Genomic DNA, 21,274 nt, shown 5'->3' with positions numbered 1-21,274 from the left:
CATTTATAATCCAACGGTTTCCTATATCCTTAAATATTAAGTACTCCTGTTACGATCTGGTCAGCACGGTACCTACCGCAGCCCTCCATCCATCCTGCTTTTGACGTCTGGCATCCTGGTCCATGGCGGGTTCAAACACGCTCCGCTTCATCTTTCCGAATATGCTTCTGTCAAAGAATCCCAGGGCCAGCCCGGCCGCATAGGCTGCTCCGATACCAGACAGCTCCTCCGCATCCGGCACAAGAACCCGGATATCAAGAATATCGCTCTGAAACTGCATCAGATACCGGTTCCTGGTGGGGCCTCCGTCCACCCGGAGCTCTTCAATCCTGACTCCCGCATCCTGGCTCATGGCCTCCACCACATCCGCAATCTGATAGGCAATACACTCCAGTCCGGCCTTCACCAGCTCCGGCGTTCTGGTCTTGCGGGTAATGCCAACAATGGCTGCCCTGGCCTCGCTGTCCCAGTAAGGCGCTCCGATGCCTGTAAAAGCAGGCACCAGATAGGTGGTATCATCCTCATTGGCCTGTCTGGCAAGACCTTCTGTATCAGAGGCAGACGCAATCAGCTTCAAATCATCCTTCAGCCAGGTAATGACCGCTCCTGTATAATTGATATTTCCCTCCAGTACATAATTCACCCTGCCGTCCATGCCCCAGGCCAGGGAGGTTACCACACCGTGGGTACTTATGACCGGCTTTTCTCCAATGTTCATCATAATGGAAGAGCCCGTGCCGTATGTAGTCTTAATCATCCCCTTTTCCAGGCAGCCCTGGCCAAACAGGGCTCCGTGGGAATCCCCCAGCACGCCGTGGATAGGTATGGGATTGTCCAGGTAACCCTCTAAATCCGTATCCCCAAACCATGCATTGGAATCGCACACCTGGGCCAGGGCATTTGCAGGAATCCCAAACAGACTGCACAGCCCCTCATCCCATTCCAGGCTGTGTATGTTGAACAGCTGAGTCCTGGAGGCATTGGAATAATCTGTTTTAAAGGATGCTCCTCCGGTCAGCCGGTAGACCAGGTAGCTGTCTATGGTTCCCAGGCAAAGAGTTCCCTCGGACGCTTTTTGCGGCGCCTCCTTTACGTTCTCCATGAACCACGCCAGTTTTGATGCCGGAAAGTAGGGAGACAGATTGATTCCTGTTGTACGGCGCACCCATTCCGCCTTGCCGGACTCCTCCACCCGCGCACAGATATCCTTTGCCCTGGAACACTGCCACACAATGGCATCTGCCAGCGGATGGCCGTCTGTCCTGTCCCAGACAGCCGACGTCTCCCTCTGGTTGCTGATTCCCAGCCCCGCCACCTGTTCTCTGCGAATCCCCGCCTTTTCAATCACATCCCTCACCACCTTAAGGGTGTTGGAGTAGATTTCATTTAAATCATGGGATACCCACCCTGCATCGTTTATAATCTGCCGGTGGGGCCGGTCTCCCCTGCATATCAGGTTTCCCTCCTGGTCAAACAGCAGGGCCTTGGTTCCCTGGGTGCTCTGGTCAACCGATAAAAGATACTGCTTTTCCATTGCTTCTCCCTTCCTTTTAGAGCTGTCTCAGATTAGAGCTGTCTCAGATTAGAGCTGCCTCAGAAGTTCCTGTACCCTTCGGGCAATTCCCTGCCCGGTCAGACCGTAGTATTCAAACACCTCTGCCGATGTGCCCGTAATGACAGGTTCATCCGGAAGGCTTAAGTTCACCACCATCCTTGGACAACAGGCAGATACCACCTGGCTCACCCTGGAGCCCAGCCCGCCAAAGGGCGCGTGTTCCTCCACAGTCACCACCAGCCTGGCTGCTCCGGCTGCCTTTCGGACCGCCTCCTCATCCAGAGGCTTCACACAGTACATATCCACCACACCTGCGCTGATTCCTGATTCCCCAAGCAGACGCCCTGCATCCAGCGCAGGCTTTACCATCTCCCCGCAGGCAATGATTGCCACATCTCCGCCCTGGGAAAGGACCGTGGCCTTATCCATGGAAAAGGGTACATTTCCCTCCTCATAGATATCCTCCACCGCGTTCCTGCCCACACGGATATAGGCAGGCTTATCGTCCTTTAACAGCTCCTTCACCAGGCAGGCTGTCTGGAAACGGTCGCTTGGAAGATAAACCCTCATATTAGGTATGGCGGACAGGGCCGCTATGTCCTGGGCCGAATGGTGGCTCATGCCCAGCGCTCCGTAGCTGACGCCCCCGCTGATGCCGATGAGTTTTACATTGGTATTGGAATACGCTGCATCCACCTTAATCTGTTCATAGCTTCTGGTGCTGAGAAAGCAGGCCGGGGAAGCCGCAAAGGGTTTTTTACCGCATTTTGCCAGTCCTGCCGACACGCTGACCAGATTTTGTTCAGCAATGCCCATTTCCACAAACTGGTCCGGGCAGGCATCCGCAAAAGGAGTCAGGGATGCGGAACCCCTGGAATCACTGCACAGCACCACAATATCTTTATCCTCCTTTGCAGCCTCCATCAGCGTGTCACAGATGGCCTTCCTGTTGGGTATTTTATTCATGAAGCAGGGCCTCCTTTCTTTTTTCAAAATCCCGGATGATTTCACTGTATTCCTGGGCTGTGGGAACCTTGTGATGCCATGCAGCCTTATTCTCCATCACGGGAGAGCCGCACCCCTTTACTGTATTGGCGATAAGTACGGTGGGTTTTCCTTTCACTGTCTTGGCTTCCTCGAAGGCTGCGTCCAGCTGGTCTATGTCATTTCCGTCCGCCACGTCAATCACATGCCATCCAAAGCTTCGGAAACGCTCATGCAGGTCATCGTGGCCCATGACATCCTCCGTACACCCGGAAATCTGCAGCCGGTTCCTGTCCACCACGGCGCACAGGTTATCCAGGCAGTAATGGCTGGCTGCCATAGCGCCTTCCCACACAGAGCCCTCTGCCAGCTCCCCGTCCCCCATGACCACATAGACACGGTAGTCTTTCCGGTCCATCTTTCCCGCCATGGCCATTCCCACACAGACCGGAAGACCGTGGCCCAGGGAACCGGAATTCATCTCGATTCCCGGAAGCTTGTTGTTGGGATGACCGATGAATTTTGAGCCGAATTGGCTGAAAGTGGAAATGACCTCCTCCATGGGAAAGAATCCCTTTTTCGCCAATACCGCATAATAGCTTTCCACGGAATGGCCTTTGCTGAGCACAAAGCGGTCACGGTTGTCCAGCTCTTTATTTTCAGGGCTTATATTCATCTGTTTCATATACAGCTCCACCAGAATCTCCATGACGCTCATGTCGCCCCCGATATGCCCGCCCTTTCCCGCGATAATCATATCCACCACATGTTTTCTCAAGTCATACGAAAGGACCTTAAGTTCGTTCATTTTTTCCTCCTTCTCTACTTTACCGACTTCCTGAACCGGTCAAGACCCACTGCCAGCAGAAGGACCACGCCCATGCACACCTGCTGCCAGTATGTGTTTACATTCAGGATGGTAAGCCCATTCTGGAGTACGGAGATAAAGATGGCTCCAATCAGGGTACCCACCATGCTTCCGATACCGCCCTTTGTGAGGCTGGCTCCGCCTATGACGGCAGCAGCGATTGCGTACATCTCATAGGACTGGCCTGCGATGGGCTGGCCTGAATTCAGACGCCCCATATACACGATGCCGCTGAGCGCCGCACAGAATCCAGACAGCACAAAGGCAGCCAGTGTGACCCTTTTTACATTGATGCCGGAAAGCCTTGCCGACTCTGAATTATCACCCACCGCGCAGACCTTGCGCCCTGCCGTGGTCTTTTGCAGGGCCACATGCCCTATAATATAGACAATGGCGATGAGCCAGACGATATTTGGTATGTAAAGTATACTTCCCATGGCAAAGCTGGTCATTCCCTGGGGCAGCCCCACCACTGCCTGGCCTCCCGTATACAGGTATGCCATTCCCCGAAACAGCCACATGGTGGAAAGCGTCACGATGAAGGGCGGAAAGCCCAGATAAGCCACCAGGCTTCCGTTAAACAGTCCCAGCAGGATACCGGTCAGCAGCACAGCCGCCACGCCCAGTCCCACATTGCCGGTTCCCACCATAAGGGTAGCGCCCACACAGGAGGACAATGCCAGGGACGCGCCCACGGAAATATCAATGTTTCCGGAAATGATGACATAGGTCATACCCACTGCTATGATGGCATTGGTACCGCTCTGAATCAGGATGTTCCTGATATTGCTGGGGGTGAGAAATATGTTGCTGAGAGCGGTAAACACCACTACCAGGATGACAAGCCCCAGAACGGTTCCCAGGCTTCCTGTTAAAAGTTTTTTCAATGAAATATTCTTAGCTTTATCCACTGCACTTACCTTCCCTTCGTCGTAATGTGCCTGAGCACATTGTTCTGTTCTATCTCTTCCGCTTCCAATTCACCGGTTATCTGGCCTTTGGACATAACGATAATACGGTCGCTGACCGATACCAGCTCGTTGACCTCCGAGGAAATGACGATGGCTGCCTTTCCCTCCTGCGCCGCAAAATTCCTGATTAACTGGTGTATCTCGGCCTTTGCGGCCACGTCGATGCCCCTTGTGGGCTCATCGAAGATGAGAAGGTTGCAGCCTGCGTGGAGCCACTTGGCAATGGCCACCTTCTGCTGGTTTCCCCCGCTTAGATTTACCACCTGGGTGGCGGATGTGCCTTTGGTTTTCAGCATTTTTATGTAATTGTCCGATACCTCCCGGACCCTTTTCCAGTTCATGAACCCGCGTCTGCTGACCGCCGTCATGTCACAGTGAATGGTATTTTCCTCGATCTTCAGCCCCAGGGACAGTCCGTCCTCCTTGCGGTTCTCACTCAGGTATCCCAGCCCCGCATCAATGGCCTGTCTGGTATTCGTAATCCGCCTGGCCTTTCCGGAAACCTTTATAACGCCGCCCTTTAAAAGGTCCGCGCCGCATACCATCCGGGCCAGTTCTGTCCGCTTGGAACCTACCAGTCCCCCGATTCCCAGCACCTCCCCCTGGTATACAGTCAGGTTCAAATCCTGGATGAATCCGCCGTCCGTAATATGCTCCAGCTCCAGAAGAGGAATGCTTTTTGCCTTGTCCCGTCTGGTACGCCCGCCTCCCATTGGCTGGCTAAGCACCTTTCCGCTCATCATCATAATGACATCGTCCGGCGTGCTGGTCCTGACATCGGATGAGCCCACCAGTTTTCCGTCTCTCATGACGATTGCCCTGTCGCATATCCTGAATATCTCATCCAGACGGTGGGATATGTATATGGTGGTGATTCCTCTGGCCTTTAAGGTCCCGATAATTTCAAAGAGCTGTTCTGATTCCTCATGGGTCAGGGAGGTGGTGGGTTCATCCATAATGAGCACCTTGCAGTCCACGGCCAGGGCCTTGGCTATCTCCACCATCTGCTTTTCCGGCAGGGACAAATCTCCTACCCGGCCCCTGGGGTCAATGTGTCCCGCATTCAGCTTCGCCAGCTGTTCCTTTGTATCCGCGTACATTTTCCTGAAATCAATGAGGTTTCCCACCTTCCTGGGCTCATGGGACACATATACATTTTCCATGACATTCATCTCTGACATAAGGCTTAATTCCTGGTAGATGATAGCCACACCGAATCCCCTGGCCTCCAGAGTGGAATACTGTTTGGGAAGGGGACGTCCGTCCAGGACGATGTCCCCTCCATCCCGCGTATAGGCACCGCTTAAAATTTTCATCAGCGTGGACTTGCCCGCGCCGTTTTCCCCCATGAGGGCGACTACCTCGCCCTCATAGAAGTCCATGGAAACATCGTCCAGGGCCCTGACGCCCGGAAATTCCTTCACAATATGCTTAAACTCCAATATAGGTTTGGAATGTTCCATATTTTACTTCTCCAATCCGCCCGTTCCCGGGGCTGTTCTTCCTGGCAGTTCCCTGATTTTAATATCCCTTTTCGGTAAGACCTCTGAGCGGGAACCGCTCTGCGGCGTACTCATAAATGGTCTGGTCTGTCAGCCCGTCCACAAACTCGCCTGTAACCAGGGTGCAGTCATAAAGAATTTCCCTGTCGTAGTGGTAATCACTGTTCATAACCAGAGCCGTTGCCAGTTTCACGCCCATGGCGCCTTCATCCAGGTTAGGAAGTGACACAAACGCATCCAGATCACCGTCCATGGTCATGTTCACCGCATCCAGAATTCCGTCATATCCCACCAGAATCAGGTCATCTGCCTTCTTGCCCGCTGCCTTGGCCGCATTGACCATGCCCACTGCCATCTGGTCGTTGCAGGCAAATATGGCTTTTACGTTGGGATTCGCTGTCAGGATGTTGGTAGTCACGTCAGCTGCCTTATCGCTGGACCACTCGGCTCCCTGTTCCGCAACCACCTTGATTCCCGGATATTCCGCACAGGCCTGCATGAATCCGGCATGACGGTCAACGCCTGTGGACTGTTCCATCAGTCCTGTGATGATAGCAACCTCGCCTTCCCCGCCCAGCTGCTCGCATATGTACTTACCTGCCTTGTAGGCTCCGGCCACATCGTCGCCGCCCACAAAAGCGTCAATCACGCTTGTATCGCTGATTCGCGTATCAAAGTTCACTATTTTTATTCCTGCTTCCCTGGCCTTCTTGATGGCCGGAATCACGCCGTCCGAGCTGGCCGCCGAGACCACAATGGCGTCTGCCTTCTTCTCAATGGCAGCCTCAATCATGGATACCTGCTTCTCCAGGTCCACTTCCTCCTGAGGAATGGCAATGGTCAGATCCACGCCCAGATTATCTGCTGTCTGCTGCGCAAAATCAGATACGGAAATCCACCAGGGATTGTTCAATGTCTTTCCCACCCAGTAAACGCTGATGCCCTCTTTTTTCTCAGTTCCCGCTTCCGCCTCCTTGGCATTGTCATTGGTGGCGGATGCCGCTTCCAATCCATTGGACGTACAGGCTGCCAGACTCAGGACCGCCAGACCGGTTAACAGGATGCTTACTACTCTTTTCTTCATTGTGTTCCTCCTTTTGATGTGAGAAAAATGGTTTCTACACATATGCCCTGTGATTTAACTAAATTTAATTAAGTTATTGTTTTGTGCATTATAACCATTTATTCTCTTTGTTAATGGGTTTCCTTGTGCTTGTTACACGTAATATAGCAGGTTATACCTTTGGTGTCAATAGTTTTTCACTAAATTTTAATTAATTTAGTTAAATCAAAAATAAATTTTTAACGATATTTACTTAATATAATTAAGTTCACAAGGGTTAAAGACAAAAAAAGAGCATATACAGCATTAAATGCCGTACATGCTTCTGCATATCTTCTGTTTTTGATTTGGTTTAATCCGTTATTTTTTTCACACTTCCGCGTTTCACCAGGCTGGTTCCTATCTCCACCTTCAGGGACTGTTCTCTCCCCTGGTCCAGGCGGGAAATCAGCAGATCCACGGCAGCCGGTCCAAATATATCCTTTGGCACGTTAATCGTGGTCAGCTGAGGCTCCACCAGGGTACTGATGGGCCGGTTGTCAAACCCCACCACGGAAATATCCTCCGGTATCCGGTATCCGCATTCCTGCATGGCCCTGATTGCGCTGCATCCAATCAGGTCATTTTCCGCAAAGAAAGCCGTGGGAAGGCGTTTGCGGCCCTCCAGGTATTTCTTCACGTCCCGCTTCACATCCTCCTCGGAATACCCCACGTCAACCACATACTCCTTGTTGAAAATGCCTCCCAGGCTCCTGAGCTTGTGCTTGAAGGCATTATACCGCTCGTCAAAGCTGTTGATCCTGACCTTGCTGCGGATATATCCAATCTCCCGGTGCCCCATGCCGCACAGATAGGACACCGCCTTGCTGGTACCCTGTACATTGTTGATGGACACCGCATCCACATCGTTTTCCTGAAATGAGTTGTCCAGGATGGCAAATGGAATCTGGGATTCCTTGAACAACTGGAGGTCGTCATAATACATTTCCACCGCAAAGATGATGAGGCCTTTATATCCGCCTGATTTAATCTGGTGTTCCTGCTCCGTCCTGGGCATGGTTTTATTGATGTAGAGGAAGTTAAGGGTATATCCATAATGGTTGATACGGTTATTGATTCCCTCCAGGATATATGTGAAAAAAGGGGACTCATCCACGATGCTCCCCTCACGTTTATAGACCACGAACCCAATGGAACCATTATTGATTCTCTGTTCCTTCAGCATGTATCCGCAGTCCATTTCTTTTATTTTCTGAATGATTTCCTGACGGCGTTTCTCACCCACCCCTGGTTTGTTGTTTAATACCAGAGAAACCGTAGCCGTGGACACCCCCAGCATTTCCGCTATATCTTTTGCTCTCAGCGCCATTTGCAGACCCCCTTTGCCATACAATTAAGTTGATTTTACTAAATTATTAACTAAATTGCAATACCAAAAGGCATTCCGGATATGTCCACGCATCTCCGGACATATCCGCAACAGCGCTAAATTCTTCCGCTGCCCATCTCCAGCAGCTTCGCGCTCCCGCTCTCAAGGGTGGCCCTAAGATTCAGAATGCGCTGGTTGGACGATCCCCGGAAGGGGAGGCTGATATCCTTAAGGGCCTCCATAAACCGCCCGTCCACCAGCACGTCAATCATGGACAGCATCCGGTCCGTATAGCCGCACCTGGCCCGGCTGTCCCTCAGAAGGTCCTGTTCCAGGGTATATCCCGTATAGCACCACAGGTTCTTCTGCGGATAGCGCTCTCTCACCTTTTCCAAAAAAGGCACCAGCGCCTTCTGGTTCTCCGGCTCAAAGGGCTCTCCCCCCAGAAGGGTGAGGCCCTCTATATAATCCGGCGCAAGGGCGTCCAGGATTTCCTCCTCCGTCTCCCCTGTAAAGGGTTTCCCGAAGCCGAAATCCCACGCCTCTTCGTTAAAACAGCCCGGACAGTGGTGGGTACACCCTGACACAAACAGGGATACCCTCACGCCTACGCCGTTGGCAATATCGTTCTTCTTGATTGTACCGTAATTCATCTTATAAATGGAGCACCCTTTCCTTGATTTCCTGGGTCCTGCCCTGGTTCCAGAACTGAGTTCCGATGTAGCCGCAGGTTCTCCTGGCCACATTCAGCTTGTTCTCGTCCCGGTTGCCGCACTTGGGGCATTCCCACACCAGCTTGCCGCTCTCATCCGTCACGATCTGAATCTCGCCGTCAAATCCGCACTCCTGGCAGAAATCGCTCTTGGTATTTAACTCTGCGTACATGATATTGTCGTAGATATACCGTATGATCCCCAGCACGGCCGGAATATTGTTCTGCATGTTGGGTACCTCCACGTAGCTGATGGCTCCGCCTGTGGAAAGAGCCTGGAACTGCGACTCAAATTTCAGCTTTGAGAAGGCATCTATTTCCTCGGAAACATTTACGTGATAGCTGTTGGTGATATAGCTTCTGTCCGTCACGCCCTCTATGATGCCGAAACGCTTCTGGAGGCATTTGGCAAACTTATAGGTAGTGCTCTCTATGGGCGATCCATAGATGCTGAACCCGATGTTAGTCTCATCCTTCCAGCGGTTGCAGGCCTTATTCATGTACTCCATGACCTCCAGGGCAAAGGGAGTAGTCTCCTGGTCGGTATGGGACTTTCCGGTCATGTACTTCACGCACTCATAGAGTCCCGCATATCCCAGAGAAATGGTGGAATAGCCTCCGTAAAGGAGCCTGTCAATGGTTTCGCCCTTCTTAAGCCTTGCCAGGGCGCCGTTCTGCCAGAGAATGGGCGCCGCATCGGACAGCGTGCCTCTCAGACGGTTGTGGCGGCACATCAGTGCCCGGTAGCAAAGATCCAGCCTCTCGTCAAAAATCTTCCAGAAAGCCTTCATGTCTCCGCCGGAGGACAGGGCCACATCCACCAGGTTAATGGTCACCACTCCCTGGTTGAAACGGCCGTAGAATTTATAATTTCCATTTTCATCCTTCCAGGGGCTTAAGGCGCTGCGGCATCCCATGACAGGGAAGCAGTTTCCTTCCTTAAATTCCATCATCTTCTTCTCGGAAATATAGTCGGGAACAAGGCGCTTGGCCGTACATTTGGCAGCCATCTCTGTCAGGTAATAATACTCGGTTCCCTCGTTGACATTGTCCTCCTCCAGCACATAAATCAGCTTGGGAAATGCCGGAGTAATCCACACGCCCGACTCATTCTTCACCCCCTGGTAGCGCTGCTTCAGAGTCTCCTCGATAATCATGGCCAGGTCCTTTTTCTCCCGCTCGTTCTTAGCCTCATTCAAGTACATGAACACGGTCAGGAAGGGGGCCTGTCCGTTGGTGGTCATCAGCGTGATGACCTGATACTGGATGGTCTGGACACCCTTGGTAACCTCCTTGCGGAGCCTGTTTTCCACCACTTCGTGTATGGCTTCCTCGGAAGGCATGCAGCCAAAGGTCTTAACCTCCTCCTGGACCTCCGCGTATATTTTCTTTCTGGATACGTCCACAAAGGGAGCCAGATGGGCCAGGCTGATGCTCTGCCCGCCATACTGGTTGCTGGCTACCTGGGCGATAATCTGAGTGGCGATATTGCAGGCCGTGGAAAAGCTGTGGGGCTTCTCAATCCTGGTCTCGCTGATAACCGTGCCGTTCTGCAGCATGTCCTCCAGGTTCACCAGGTCGCAGTTGTGCATGTGCTGGGCAAAATAATCGGAGTCATGGAAATGGATGATGCCCTCCTTGTCAGCCTCCACGATGTCCTGGGGAAGGAGCATCCTCTTGGTCAGGTCCTTGCTGACCTCCCCGGCCATGTAATCCCTCTGCACACTGTTGACCGTTGGATTCTTGTTGGAATTCTCCTGCTTCACATCCTCATTATTGCACTCAATCAGGGACAGAATGCGGTTATCCGTTGTATTGGCCTTGCGTATAAGGGAGCGCTGATAGCGGTATCTCACATAATCCTTTGCAAGCTCAAATGCGCCTGTAGACATGATCTGGTTCTCCACCATATCCTGGATCTCCTCAACGGACACAGCCCTGTTAAGCTTTACACACTTGTACTCCACATAATCCGCAATGTCCTTAATCTGCTCCAGACTCAGCTTGTTTTTTCCGGCAGCCGTATTGGCCTTTGCCACAGCCACCACGATCTTATTGTTGTCAAAATCCTCTTCCGCGCCATTCCTCTTAATAATCTTCATCGTCACTACACTCCTTTTATCCTAATGCTCTCCCTCGCTGCCTGTCTTCAGGTAAACGGTTTAAAGGCATCTTATCACAGAATACTGGAAAAATCTGTTGCTTGTGCAACAGTATAAGATTTTACCACTAAATGTTGTGTTTTTCAAGAGGAAGTATACGATAAGATGTATTTCAGAAAAATAAGACAATTGGCTGAAATCCCGGCCGAACCTGGTGATATGTCTGACAGCAAAAAGGTGCCCAGGCAGTCACCTGCCTGGGATGTATTATACTGTTCCAGTATCTCAATCACCGCAGAACCCTCCGGCTCCCGCACAGCTCTCCCGCTCCACCATGTGGTGGGGAACAATGATTTTCGTTGCCACCAGCTCCGGATTTTCCACATGGCTTATCATCTGGGCGGCTGCCTCGATTCCCAGCTGGCAGGCATTCACATCCACGGATGTCAGGGGCGGAAAGGTGAGTCTGGCGAGAAGGGAATTGTTAAAGGACAGGATGGACACATCCCCCGGTATGGACAGCCCCAGACCAATACATGCCTTCTCCAGGGCCACTGCCAGTATGTCGTCGCTGACCAGTACGGCCGTGGGTCTGTCCTCCCTTGCGAACAGGGCCGCCAGGGCCTGGTCCTGCTCCTCCGGCACAGAAGGCACTTCCACGCACAGCTGGCCGTCAAAAGGAATACCCCGCTCTGCCAGGGCCAGCATATACCCCATTTTCCTGTCGTGGTTATAAAGAAGAGAATGGTCCCCGGACAGGCAGGCAATCCTTACATGGCCCAGATTTAACAGGTACTCCGCCGCCTCCCTGCCCGCAAGCACATTGTCGTTATCCACATAGATGGTCTGGTTCACATTCCGGCACGCTTTTCCAATGAGCACATACAGCAGTCCCTCTTCATAGAGATAATCCAGAACCGGGTCCTGCTCCCTGGAGTAGAGCACGATAAATCCCTCTGCCAGGCCGGTTCTCGCCATGGTCTTTATGGCCTGGAGGATCTCATCCTCATTCTGTCCCGTAATCACGGTATTGATGTACTGCTTCTGGTTGCAGTACTGGCTGATTCCCCGTATCATCTCCAGGTAGAATGGATTCTGGTAAGCCTCCCACTCCGACGGGGGCAGAATGATTCCCACGGTGCGGGAATTCTGGGTCGCCAGACTGCTGGCCTGAAAATTCGGTTCATAGCCCAGCTTCGCCATGGCCTGCCTGACCTTTTCCTTGGTCTGGCGGCTGATAGAGGGATGGTCCTTGCAAGTACGGCTTACGGTGGATGGCGACACCCCTGCAAGGGCAGCCACGTCTTTGATTGTAACAGGCATAAACAGCCTCCTTAATATGCGTCTCATTTTCATCGTCACAGGGATATATATGAACCTATGGTCCGGATCCGCTCTCAGGCTCCTTCCACCAGTTCCATCACCGCAGTTCATACACGCCCTTCCTATATTGTAAAGTTTAATGCAATTTTTGTCAACTTGTTTGCGCTCTGTTTGCGCAATCTTCCCCTGCCTTTTTGCATTCCGCTCCGAAAAAATTGCACAAATACCTGAGGATATTTTTGTCAAAAACGTAGAAAACACAGGATTTTGAAAATATCTATTGCATTCTTCATGCAGCCAGACTATATTTAATGCAAGCGGTTGCGCAAACAGTGCAACAATTAAACTCAGGAGGTTACATATGAACAAGAACACTGACGGCTGTATTGGAATCAGGATTCTCTCCCCTTTAACCGGAACAGCGGTCCCTTTGGAGGAAGTGCCGGACCCTGTATTCTCACAGAAAATCATAGGAGACGGCGTTGCTATCCTGCCCCGGGACGGCAATCTGGTCAGTCCCATTGACGGGGAGGTGGTTTCCATAGCAGAGACCCTCCATGCCTATGGCCTGCGTTCCGAGGACGGCATCGAGGTCATGGTCCACTTCGGTCTGGAGACCGTGGCCTTAAAGGGAGAATGCTTCCAGTGCTGTGTAAAGATCGGAGATAAGGTGAAGACCGGCAGCCTTCTGGCAAAGGCCGACTTAAAAGCCCTTGAAGAAAAACAGGTCAACACCATCACGCCTGTCCTTATCTGCGGCGGAATGGAAGGCCGTTCCATGAATGCCTTCACAGGTCCTGTAAAGGCAGGAGCAGATACTGTGATAACGGTTTTAGACCATTGCCCGCCGGACGCAGCCGAAGAAGCTGATGCAGCCTCCCCCCATAATCCGGACACTGCCCCAGCTGCAAATACGTCTTCCCCCGCAGACGCTGCGGACAGGAAAGCCGGAAAGCCCAAAAAATCCCTGATCAATTTTGACTTTCTCCAAAAGCTGGGCAAGGTCCTGATGACAGTCATTGCCGTCATGCCCGCAGCCGGACTGATGATCAGCGTAGGAAAGCTCATACAGATGGCCGGCGGGGATATGGGAGCTGTCCTTACAATCGGAAGCACCATGGAGACCATAGGCTGGGCCGTAATCAACAACCTGCACATTCTGTTTGCTGTTGCCATCGGCGGCTCCTGGGCAAAGGAACGGGCCGGCGGCGCTTTTGCGGCTGTCATTGCCTTTATCCTCATCAATGTTATTACCGGCGCTCTCTTTGGTGTCAGCAGCGCCGACTTAAACGACCCTGCCGCCGTGACCCGGACCCTGCTGGGCCAGGAAATCCTGGTAAACGGATACTTCACCTCGGTCCTGGGAGCTCCCGCGCTGAACATGGGCGTGTTCGTGGGCATTATATCAGGCTTTGCAGGAGGAGTTATTTACAATAAATATTACAATTACAGGAAGCTGCCGGACGCCCTGGCCTTCTTTAACGGAAAACGCTTTGTTCCCATGGTAGTCATCCTCTGGTCCGTCATCATCTCACTGGTGCTGGCCATTGTCTGGCCTGTGGTTCAGACCGGCATCAACTCCTTCGGCGTGTGGATTGCCAACTCCTCCTCCACCTCGCCTGTGCTGGCCCCCTTTATCTACGGAACCCTGGAAAGGCTTCTCCTTCCCTTCGGCCTGCACCATATGCTGACCATACCCATGAATTACACCTCCTTCGGAGGCACGTACACCATCCTCACGGGCGTCAACGCAGGTTCCCAGGTTTTTGGTCAGGATCCGCTGTGGCTGGCCTGGGCAACAGACCTTATCAACCTTAAGGACGCGGGAGACATGGCCGGGTACCAGAACCTGCTGGCCACCATCACCCCTGCCCGTTTCAAGGTGGGACAGATGATTGGCGCCACTGGCCTTCTTCTGGGCATTGCCCTGGCCATGTACCGCCGCGTGGACCCGGATAAGCGCCGCAATTACCGCTCCATGTTCATCTCCACTGTACTGGTCGTATTTCTCACAGGTGTCACAGAGCCTCTGGAATTCATGTTTATGTTCTGCGCCCTTCCGCTGTATCTGGTATACGCAGTGCTGCAGGGATGCGCTTTTGCCATGGCCGGCCTCATCCACCTCAGGCTTCATTCCTTTGGCAACCTGGAATTCCTGACGCGTGTTCCCATGTCCATCCGCGCAGGACTTGGCGGAGACCTGGTAAACTTCATCCTCTGTGTGGCTGTATTCTTTGCCGCAGGATACGCAATCGCCTATTTTATGATAGGAAGGTTCCATTTTGCCACCCCGGGCAGACTGGGCAACTACACCGACGACTCTGTCTCAGAGAACAGCCAGGGCCGGGCCGGTTTTGCATCATCCGGTGACAGCCAGGCCGGACGCATCATCTCCCTTCTGGGCGGCAGGGATAACATTGTCCTGGTGGACGCCTGCATGACCCGTCTGCGCGTCACGGTAAAGGACGTGGATAAGGTTGCCGGACTGCCCCAATGGAAGGCAGAGGGCGCCATGGGTCTGATTAAAAAGGACGGCGGCATCCAGGCCATCTACGGACCGAAAGCAGATGTGCTCAAATCCGATATCAATGATATACTGTAAACAGGCCGCTGCCATCCACCCACCGCAGCTGCCTTCTGTAACTGAAAACCACCGGAGGCAGGTAGTATGAAAATAATGACGCTTAACACACACAGTCTGGCGGAGCCGGAATATGAATCCAAGCTCGCCGCCTTTGCCGGATCCCTTGTCCAAATCAAACCGGATATCATAGCCCTCCAGGAGGTCAACCAGTCCAGGAGCGCTCCGCCCGCAGCCTCCGGCTGGCTGCGGGAATCCGGCTATGTTCCCTGCTGTGCCAAAGACTTAAACACAGTCTCCCCCTGCGCCTCCCGGGCAGTCATACGCGCAGACAACCACGCCCTTAACCTGGCGTTGCTCCTGGCCCGGGCCGGTGTTTCCTACCAGTGGACCTGGACCCCGGCCAAGGTAGGGTACGGGATATACGACGAGGGCCTGGCCGTCCTCAGCCGTTCCCCCATACTGGGGACCAGCCAGTTTTACATCACCGTCATCCGGGATTATGAAAACTGGAAAACCCGAAAAATACTTGGAATCAACACCCGGACAGAATACGGAAATGAATATTTTTACAGTGTCCACATGGGTTGGTGGGATGACAGCGAAGAACCCTTTGAGGGACAATGGAACCGCATAAGCAGCGGCCTGTCCCCCTTAGCAGAAGAACATCTGTGGCTCATGGGGGATTTCAACTCACCGGCCCACATAACCGGCCAGGGACGGGACCTGATTCTGGCCTCAGGCTGGTTTGACGCATATGACCTGGCTGCTTCCAGGGATTCAGGCGTCACCGTGGCAAATGCCATTGACGGATGGCGGGAACAGGGAGAGATACCGGGAATGCGTATTGATTACATCTGGACCAGCCGCAGGGTGCCGGTTATTTCCTCCCGAACCATATACGACGGCACATCCTTTCCCGTTGTATCAGACCATTTTGGAATCATCACAGAATATTAAACAGGACAATGCCTGCAAAAAGGAGCATATAGATATGAAACGAGAAAGCGGAATCTTACTATCCATCACCAGCCTTCCCTCCAGATACGGAATCGGCTGCTTTTCAAAGGAGGCCTACGAATTCGTGGACCGTTTAAAGGAGGCCGGCCAGTCCTACTGGCAGATTCTCCCCCTGGGGCCCACCAGTTACGGGGATTCCCCCTACCAGTCCTTTTCCACCTTTGCAGGCAATCCCTATTTCATTAGTCTGGAGGACCTTATACAGGAAGGCGTCCTTACAGAGGAAGAATGCAGCCAGGCCGACTTCGGCAGCCGGCCGGATTTTGTGGACTATGCAAAGGTCTACGAAGAGCGGTACCCCCTGCTGAGAAAAGCCTATGAGAGGAGCAGCATAAGCCTGGACCCGGAGTTTCGGAAATTCAGGGATGAAAACAGATGGTGGCTGGAGGATTACGCCCTTTTCATGGCAGTAAAGGCCCGGTTCAAAGGAACTGCCTGGACCCGGTGGGCACAGGACATCCGCCTGCGCTGGCAGAACGCCCTGGATTACTACCGGAGGGAGCTATACTACGACATAGAATTCCACCAATACCTTCAGTTCAAATTCAGCCAGCAGTGGAAAAAACTAAAATCCTATGCCAATGCCAACGGAATCCGCATCATAGGGGACATTCCCATCTATGTGGCCATGGACAGCGCCGACACATGGGCCCATCCTGAACTCTTTGAGCTGGACCGGGACAATATACCGACCGCAGTTGCAGGCTGCCCTCCTGACGGCTTTTCCGCCACAGGACAGCTCTGGGGAAATCCCCTGTACCGCTGGGAATACCACCGCAGCACAGGCTATGAATGGTGGCTGGCCAGGCTGGCCTACTGCTATAAACTGTATGATGTGGTAAGGATTGACCATTTCCGCGGATTTGACCAGTACTATTCCATTCCGGCCGGCTCCGACACTGCCGTCGGAGGCCATTGGGAGCAGGGACCGGGAATCGGCTTCTTCCACACCGTGCGCAGCGCCCTGGGAGAAAAGGAAATCATTGCCGAGGATCTGGGATATGTGACAGACTCCGTCAGACAGCTTGTAAAGGACAGCGGATTCCCGGGCATGAAGGTACTGGAATTTGCCTTTGATTCCAGGGATTCCGGCTGCGCCAGCGATTATCTTCCCCATAACTACCCTGAAAACTGTGTGGCCTACACCGGCACCCATGACAATGAAACCATCAAAGGATGGTATGCCTCCATCACAGCCCAGGAACGGAAGCTGGCCAGGGATTATCTCTGTGACAGCTGTACCCCCGCCAGCCGTCTGCACATGTCCTTTATCAGCCTGATTATGCGCAGCCAGGCCAGAATGTGCATCATCCCCCTTCAGGATTATATGGGCCTGGACAATGACTGCCGCATCAACACCCCCTCCACTGTGGGCACCAACTGGAGATGGCGCCTTCTTCCCGGCCAGATGTCGGATCCGTTAGTGAAAACCATTTCCTCCGTCACACTGCGCTACGGGCGCTGGAACTGGTGATATGTAAAGCTGCCGCAGGCCAAATCCATGAGAATTTGGCCTGCGGCATTAACCTGTCTATATTTAGAAATTATTTACAATGTAAATACATCAGTATATGGCCCGTTCCCTCACCAGCACAGTGGGATATCCCATGTTTCTTAAGTTCCTCTCCATCTGTACCGCATAGTCCATATTGAGGAAAGCGCCAACCCTTACCTTGTACAGTCCGTCGTCGTAAACCAGGAAGGCCGGAAGGCCGCTGGCCTGGAGTTCATTCACCAGCCTGTCTGCCGGCATCCTGGTGCGGAAGGCTCCTACCTGGACCTGATAATATTCCGGTCTCTGCGCCTCCTGCTGCCGGATGGTTTCCAGCACACCGTCTGCTATGGCCTGGGCAATGGTATCGAAATTCTCATCAAAAAACCGGTTGTCATCCGGATTATCAATAAATCCCGCTTCCACCAGCACAGCAGGCATCTGTGTCTTTCGCAGCACGATAAGACCGGGGCGCTCCTGTACTCCCAGGTCCCTGAACCCTGTTTCCACCAGATTGCGCTGGATATTATCCGCCAGCATGGCCGGCACACCTGCATCCTCATACACCAGCGTCATGGCGCCGCTTGCAGTTCCCGGTACCGGGAATGCATTCCGGTGAATGGACACAAAATAATCGGCCCCTGACTGGTTTGCTATCCGGGCTTTCTCAAGAGGCGTGTCGTATACATCCGTGGTCCTTGTATATACCACATCCACCCCATTATTTTCCAATATCCGTCCTATGGCAAGAGCCAGCCGCAGGGTATCGTCTTTTTCCCGGCGCCCGTCGTACATGGCGCCCGGCTCTTCGCCGCCGTGGCCGGCATCAATTATGACTCTCTTAACATCTGTCATACCAGATTCTCCTTCATATATGACTCTACATTATACCATATGTGAAAGTAAGACAAATGTTGACTGAACCTGGAACTAAATTTCGTCCACATCCACTCCTCTGGGACCAACATGGGTGGAAAATACGATTTGTGTGCTTGTCCTGCCGAATTTCTGCAGCTGTCCTATGAACATATCCAGCTCCATGGTACTCTTAAAGGCTACCTTTAACAGCATGGAAAATCCTCCGGTAACACAGCTGCACTCCAGTATATGGGGCACCTCCCGGGCATAGGCATAGAACTGCTCCTTGTCCTCGGGTATCACCTCCAGGTTAATGTATGCCAGTATGTGATACCCCAGCTTCACCGGGTCCACAGAGGCATGGTAGCCTGTTATGATACCCTCCTTTTCCAGGCGTTCAATCCTGGCTGATACCGCCGGAGAGGATAGAAACGTATTCTCTGCGATGGTCTTTAGGGAAACCCTTGCATTGTCCTGTAAAAGCTTTAGTATCTTGCGGTCAATCTCATCCATATTACCCTTTTCCTCCCTGTTCTCCTGCCCCTGTTACCGCCTGAGGGCCTTTATCCGTTTTACAGCCTCCACCGTATTCTCGTAGGTTCCAAAGGCCGTCAGGCGGAAATAACCCTCGCCGCTGGGCCCGAAGCCGCTTCCCGGTGTTCCCACCACATTGGCCTGTTCCAGAAGATAGTCAAAAAACTCCCAGCTGTCCATCCCGTCCTCCACCTTAAGCCAGATGTAGGGCGAATTGATTCCCCCAAATACAGTGTAGCCCGCCTCCTTAAGCCCTTCATAGATAACCATGGCATTCCTCTTATAATACGCCACCTGCTCCATGACCTGCCGGCTGCCCTCTTCGGAATATACGGCCTCACCGGCTCTCTGCTCAATATAGGGGGCTCCGTTGAACTTGGTGCCGTGGCGTCTGGCCCACAGCGAATGCAGCATTACATCCCCGCACTTTAAATCCTTCGGAACCACGGTAAATCCCAGACGAACGCCTGTGAACCCGGCTTTTTTTGAGAAGGAACGGAACTCAATGGCACAGGTTCTGGCTCCCTCTATCTCAAATATGCTGTGAGGCACATCCTCCTCGGATATATAAGCCTCGTAAGCAGCATCATAGAGAATCACGGCCCCTGCCCTGTTTGCATAGTCCACCCACACCTTTAACTGGTCCCTGGTCAGCGTGGTGCCTGTGGGGTTATTGGGCACACACAGGTAAATAAGATCCGGCGTCTCCTGCGGAAGCTCCGGCACAAAATGATTCTGCGCCGTACAGGGCATGTAGATCACATTGCTCCACATGCCCGTGTCAGGGTCATAGCTGCCTGTACGGCCCGCCATGACATTGGAATCCACATACACGGGATACACAGGGTCGCACACCGCAATGCGGCTGTCCTCGCTGAATATCTCCTGGATATTGCCGCAGTCGCTTTTGGCTCCGTCCGATACAAATATCTCGTCTGCCTCCACATGGCAGCCCCATAACCTGTAATCCTTTTCCACAATGGTCTCCCGTAAAAAGGCATAACCCAAATCCGGCGCATAGCCGTGAAATGTCTTGGCCTGTCCCATCTCGTCCGCCGCCTTGTGAATGGCTTCCACAATGGCCGGGGCAATGGGAAGTGTCACATCCCCGATTCCCAGCCGTATAACCTGCCTGTCCGGGTTAGCCTCTTCATATGCAGCCACTTTTTTCGCAATGGCGGAAAAGAGATAGCTTCCCGGCAGCTTCAAATAATTCTCGTTGATCTTAAACATGTGTGCTTCCTCCTGGCCTCTGCCTGTCTGAAATATGAAAACACCCCCAAAAACCGGATACGCCCTTTGCCGCAGGATACAGCGCCATGTCTTTTCCATGTCCGCCGCCGTGCCGCAAAAGGTGTACCAGGACGCGCGCCGTCGCGCGTCTGGTTCCTGAGAGTGTATATTGAACATTTTTCGCTTTAAAGTATTAACTGATAAAATTCGCCTTATCAATCATAATATATTTCTTCGGGTATGTCAATAGAGCCCCGGAACACCTCCACGGCCGGCCCTGTCATAAACAGATGGCCCGACTCCCTTTCATACCGTATCACCAGTTTTCCTCCGCGCAGAGCCACCTCCGCCTCATCCTCCGTATATCCCATGAGGATGGAGGCCATGACGCTGGCCGTGGCGCCTGTGCCGCACGCCCAGGTTTCGCCGCTTCCCCGCTCCCACACCCGCATCTCAAGGTGCTTACGGTCCGCCACATGGATAAACTCCGTATTCACACGGTCAGGCGCGAACCGCTCATGGTTCTCAAAGGCCGGTCCAATCCGCTCCAAATCCAGACAGTCCACCTGGTCCACATAATAGATTGCATGGGGATTTCCCACGTTGATTCCTACAAACCGGTATTCCTTCCCGTCTACCGTGATATCCTCCGGCAGCCTGGATGTGAGGGCTGCTTCCCCCATGTCCACGGTAACGGACACTGCCTTTCCATCCTCAATTTCCAGCTCCAGCGTCTTGATCCCTGCCAGTGTCTCCACTGTGATGGTCCTTTTATCCCTATCCACCAGACCATGGTCGTAAACGTATTTACCCACGCAGCGCACACCGTTGCCGCACATGATTCCCTGGGACCCGTCCGCGTTGTACATCTCCATTCTGCAGTCCGCTGTCCGGGAGGGGCATATGAGAATCAATCCGTCGGACCCGATGCCGAAATGGCGGTCGCTCACATAGATGGCTGTCTTTGCCGGATCCCTCACCGTCTCCTTAAAACAGTCCACATACACATAATCATTACCTGTTCCCTGCATTTTTGTAAATTCCATATCCGTCTCCATCCTGCCGTATTACCGGCATTCTAATCATTCTTTCCCTTATCCGTCCCCG

The 21,274-nt window shown here is 52.8% G+C and carries 17 protein-coding genes; 3 read left to right on the top strand and 14 right to left on the bottom strand.

Annotated elements, in window-relative coordinates:
- Positions 1 to 49 precede the first annotated feature (49 nt).
- From LI015_RS02410 to LI015_RS02365, 10 genes are all read right to left on the bottom strand, one after another.
- Positions 50 to 1,534, bottom strand: a complete 1,485-nt coding sequence (locus tag LI015_RS02410; protein ID WP_002571874.1) for an FGGY-family carbohydrate kinase — start codon at positions 1,532 to 1,534, stop codon at positions 50 to 52.
- Between the two features lie 48 nt (positions 1,535 to 1,582).
- Entirely contained in the window at positions 1,583 to 2,521 is a 939-nt protein-coding gene (locus LI015_RS02405; protein WP_117626710.1) for a transketolase family protein, read from the bottom strand.
- Positions 2,514 to 3,347 carry a transketolase gene (locus tag LI015_RS02400; RefSeq protein WP_002565418.1) on the bottom strand — a complete coding sequence of 278 codons (834 nt, stop codon included), beginning with the start codon at positions 3,345 to 3,347 and terminating at the stop codon, positions 2,514 to 2,516. Before LI015_RS02400 ends, LI015_RS02405 begins: the two co-directional genes overlap by 8 nt.
- A 14-nt stretch (positions 3,348 to 3,361) precedes the next feature.
- Positions 3,362 to 4,318, bottom strand: a complete 957-nt coding sequence (locus LI015_RS02395; RefSeq protein WP_002565419.1) for an ABC transporter permease — start codon at positions 4,316 to 4,318, stop codon at positions 3,362 to 3,364.
- Between the two features lie 5 nt (positions 4,319 to 4,323).
- Complete coding sequence (locus LI015_RS02390) at positions 4,324 to 5,841, bottom strand: sugar ABC transporter ATP-binding protein (RefSeq protein ID WP_227123976.1); 1,518 nt, start codon at positions 5,839 to 5,841, stop codon at positions 4,324 to 4,326.
- A gap of 58 nt (positions 5,842 to 5,899) precedes the next feature.
- Positions 5,900 to 6,964: a sugar ABC transporter substrate-binding protein gene (locus LI015_RS02385; protein WP_002565421.1), complete on the bottom strand. Its 1,065-nt coding sequence runs from the start codon at positions 6,962 to 6,964 to the stop codon at positions 5,900 to 5,902.
- 331 nt (positions 6,965 to 7,295) lie between these two features.
- Entirely contained in the window at positions 7,296 to 8,312 is a 1,017-nt protein-coding gene (locus LI015_RS02380) for a LacI family DNA-binding transcriptional regulator (RefSeq protein WP_002565422.1), read from the bottom strand.
- Positions 8,313 to 8,428: 116 nt separating this feature from the next.
- Positions 8,429 to 8,965, bottom strand: coding sequence for an anaerobic ribonucleoside-triphosphate reductase activating protein (nrdG, locus tag LI015_RS02375; protein WP_227123974.1), 537 nt, complete (start codon positions 8,963 to 8,965; stop codon positions 8,429 to 8,431).
- Position 8,966: 1 nt separating this feature from the next.
- Positions 8,967 to 11,126: an anaerobic ribonucleoside-triphosphate reductase gene (nrdD, locus tag LI015_RS02370; RefSeq protein ID WP_227123972.1), complete on the bottom strand. Its 2,160-nt coding sequence runs from the start codon at positions 11,124 to 11,126 to the stop codon at positions 8,967 to 8,969.
- A gap of 285 nt (positions 11,127 to 11,411) precedes the next feature.
- Positions 11,412 to 12,449, bottom strand: coding sequence for a LacI family DNA-binding transcriptional regulator (locus LI015_RS02365; protein WP_002565425.1), 1,038 nt, complete (start codon positions 12,447 to 12,449; stop codon positions 11,412 to 11,414).
- Positions 12,450 to 12,810: 361 nt separating this feature from the next.
- Between LI015_RS02365 and LI015_RS02360 the strand changes: the two genes are divergently transcribed.
- The 3 genes from LI015_RS02360 (at position 12,811) to malQ (ending at position 17,524) form a co-directional block, all read left to right on the top strand.
- Positions 12,811 to 15,051, top strand: a complete 2,241-nt coding sequence (locus LI015_RS02360) for a PTS transporter subunit IIBC (RefSeq protein ID WP_227123970.1) — start codon at positions 12,811 to 12,813, stop codon at positions 15,049 to 15,051.
- A gap of 66 nt (positions 15,052 to 15,117) precedes the next feature.
- The gene (locus LI015_RS02355) at positions 15,118 to 15,990 is read left to right on the top strand and encodes an endonuclease/exonuclease/phosphatase family protein (protein ID WP_227123968.1); all 873 of its coding nucleotides are present in this window, start codon (positions 15,118 to 15,120) and stop codon (positions 15,988 to 15,990) included.
- The gene (malQ, locus tag LI015_RS02350; RefSeq protein WP_302325042.1) at positions 15,878 to 17,524 is read left to right on the top strand and encodes a 4-alpha-glucanotransferase; all 1,647 of its coding nucleotides are present in this window, start codon (positions 15,878 to 15,880) and stop codon (positions 17,522 to 17,524) included. Before LI015_RS02355 ends, malQ begins: the two co-directional genes overlap by 113 nt.
- A gap of 90 nt (positions 17,525 to 17,614) precedes the next feature.
- Here the strand turns inward: malQ and LI015_RS02345 are convergent, their stop codons facing one another.
- From LI015_RS02345 to dapF, 4 genes are all read right to left on the bottom strand, one after another.
- Positions 17,615 to 18,397 (bottom strand): N-acetylmuramoyl-L-alanine amidase, encoded by a 783-nt coding sequence (locus LI015_RS02345; RefSeq protein WP_227123964.1) that lies wholly within the window; start codon positions 18,395 to 18,397, stop codon positions 17,615 to 17,617.
- A gap of 75 nt (positions 18,398 to 18,472) precedes the next feature.
- Complete coding sequence (locus LI015_RS02340; RefSeq protein WP_002565430.1) at positions 18,473 to 18,913, bottom strand: Lrp/AsnC family transcriptional regulator; 441 nt, start codon at positions 18,911 to 18,913, stop codon at positions 18,473 to 18,475.
- A 33-nt stretch (positions 18,914 to 18,946) separates the two neighbouring features.
- Positions 18,947 to 20,167, bottom strand: a complete 1,221-nt coding sequence (locus LI015_RS02335) for an LL-diaminopimelate aminotransferase (protein ID WP_002565431.1) — start codon at positions 20,165 to 20,167, stop codon at positions 18,947 to 18,949.
- A gap of 215 nt (positions 20,168 to 20,382) precedes the next feature.
- Entirely contained in the window at positions 20,383 to 21,213 is an 831-nt protein-coding gene (dapF, locus tag LI015_RS02330; RefSeq protein WP_002565432.1) for a diaminopimelate epimerase, read from the bottom strand.
- Positions 21,214 to 21,274 lie beyond the last annotated feature (61 nt).

The sequence above is a fragment of the Enterocloster sp. 210928-DFI.2.20 genome, from assembly GCF_020554465.1.
Classification (GTDB): Bacteria; Bacillota; Clostridia; order Lachnospirales; family Lachnospiraceae; genus Enterocloster; species Enterocloster bolteae.
This window is presented reverse-complemented; position numbering and strand designations above follow the sequence as displayed.

Excerpts from the sequence above, each read along its gene's own strand:
- LI015_RS02360 (WP_227123970.1), top strand. The coding sequence starts at position 12,811 with ATGAACAAGAACACTGACGGCTGTATTGGAATCAGGATTCTCTCCCCT.
- LI015_RS02405 (WP_117626710.1), bottom strand. The coding sequence starts at position 2,521 with ATGAATAAAATACCCAACAGGAAGGCCATCTGTGACACGCTGATGGAG.
- LI015_RS02400 (WP_002565418.1), bottom strand. The coding sequence starts at position 3,347 with ATGAACGAACTTAAGGTCCTTTCGTATGACTTGAGAAAACATGTGGTG.
- LI015_RS02390 (WP_227123976.1), bottom strand. The coding sequence starts at position 5,841 with ATGGAACATTCCAAACCTATATTGGAGTTTAAGCATATTGTGAAGGAA.
- LI015_RS02335 (WP_002565431.1), bottom strand. The coding sequence starts at position 20,167 with ATGTTTAAGATCAACGAGAATTATTTGAAGCTGCCGGGAAGCTATCTC.
- LI015_RS02380 (WP_002565422.1), bottom strand. The coding sequence starts at position 8,312 with ATGGCGCTGAGAGCAAAAGATATAGCGGAAATGCTGGGGGTGTCCACG.
- LI015_RS02340 (WP_002565430.1), bottom strand. The coding sequence starts at position 18,913 with ATGGATGAGATTGACCGCAAGATACTAAAGCTTTTACAGGACAATGCA.
- LI015_RS02410 (WP_002571874.1), bottom strand. The coding sequence starts at position 1,534 with ATGGAAAAGCAGTATCTTTTATCGGTTGACCAGAGCACCCAGGGAACC.
- nrdG (WP_227123974.1), bottom strand. The coding sequence starts at position 8,965 with ATGAATTACGGTACAATCAAGAAGAACGATATTGCCAACGGCGTAGGC.
- LI015_RS02365 (WP_002565425.1), bottom strand. The coding sequence starts at position 12,449 with ATGCCTGTTACAATCAAAGACGTGGCTGCCCTTGCAGGGGTGTCGCCA.
- nrdD (WP_227123972.1), bottom strand. The coding sequence starts at position 11,126 with ATGAAGATTATTAAGAGGAATGGCGCGGAAGAGGATTTTGACAACAAT.
- LI015_RS02385 (WP_002565421.1), bottom strand. The coding sequence starts at position 6,964 with ATGAAGAAAAGAGTAGTAAGCATCCTGTTAACCGGTCTGGCGGTCCTG.
- LI015_RS02355 (WP_227123968.1), top strand. The coding sequence starts at position 15,118 with ATGAAAATAATGACGCTTAACACACACAGTCTGGCGGAGCCGGAATAT.
- dapF (WP_002565432.1), bottom strand. The coding sequence starts at position 21,213 with ATGGAATTTACAAAAATGCAGGGAACAGGTAATGATTATGTGTATGTG.
- LI015_RS02345 (WP_227123964.1), bottom strand. The coding sequence starts at position 18,397 with ATGACAGATGTTAAGAGAGTCATAATTGATGCCGGCCACGGCGGCGAA.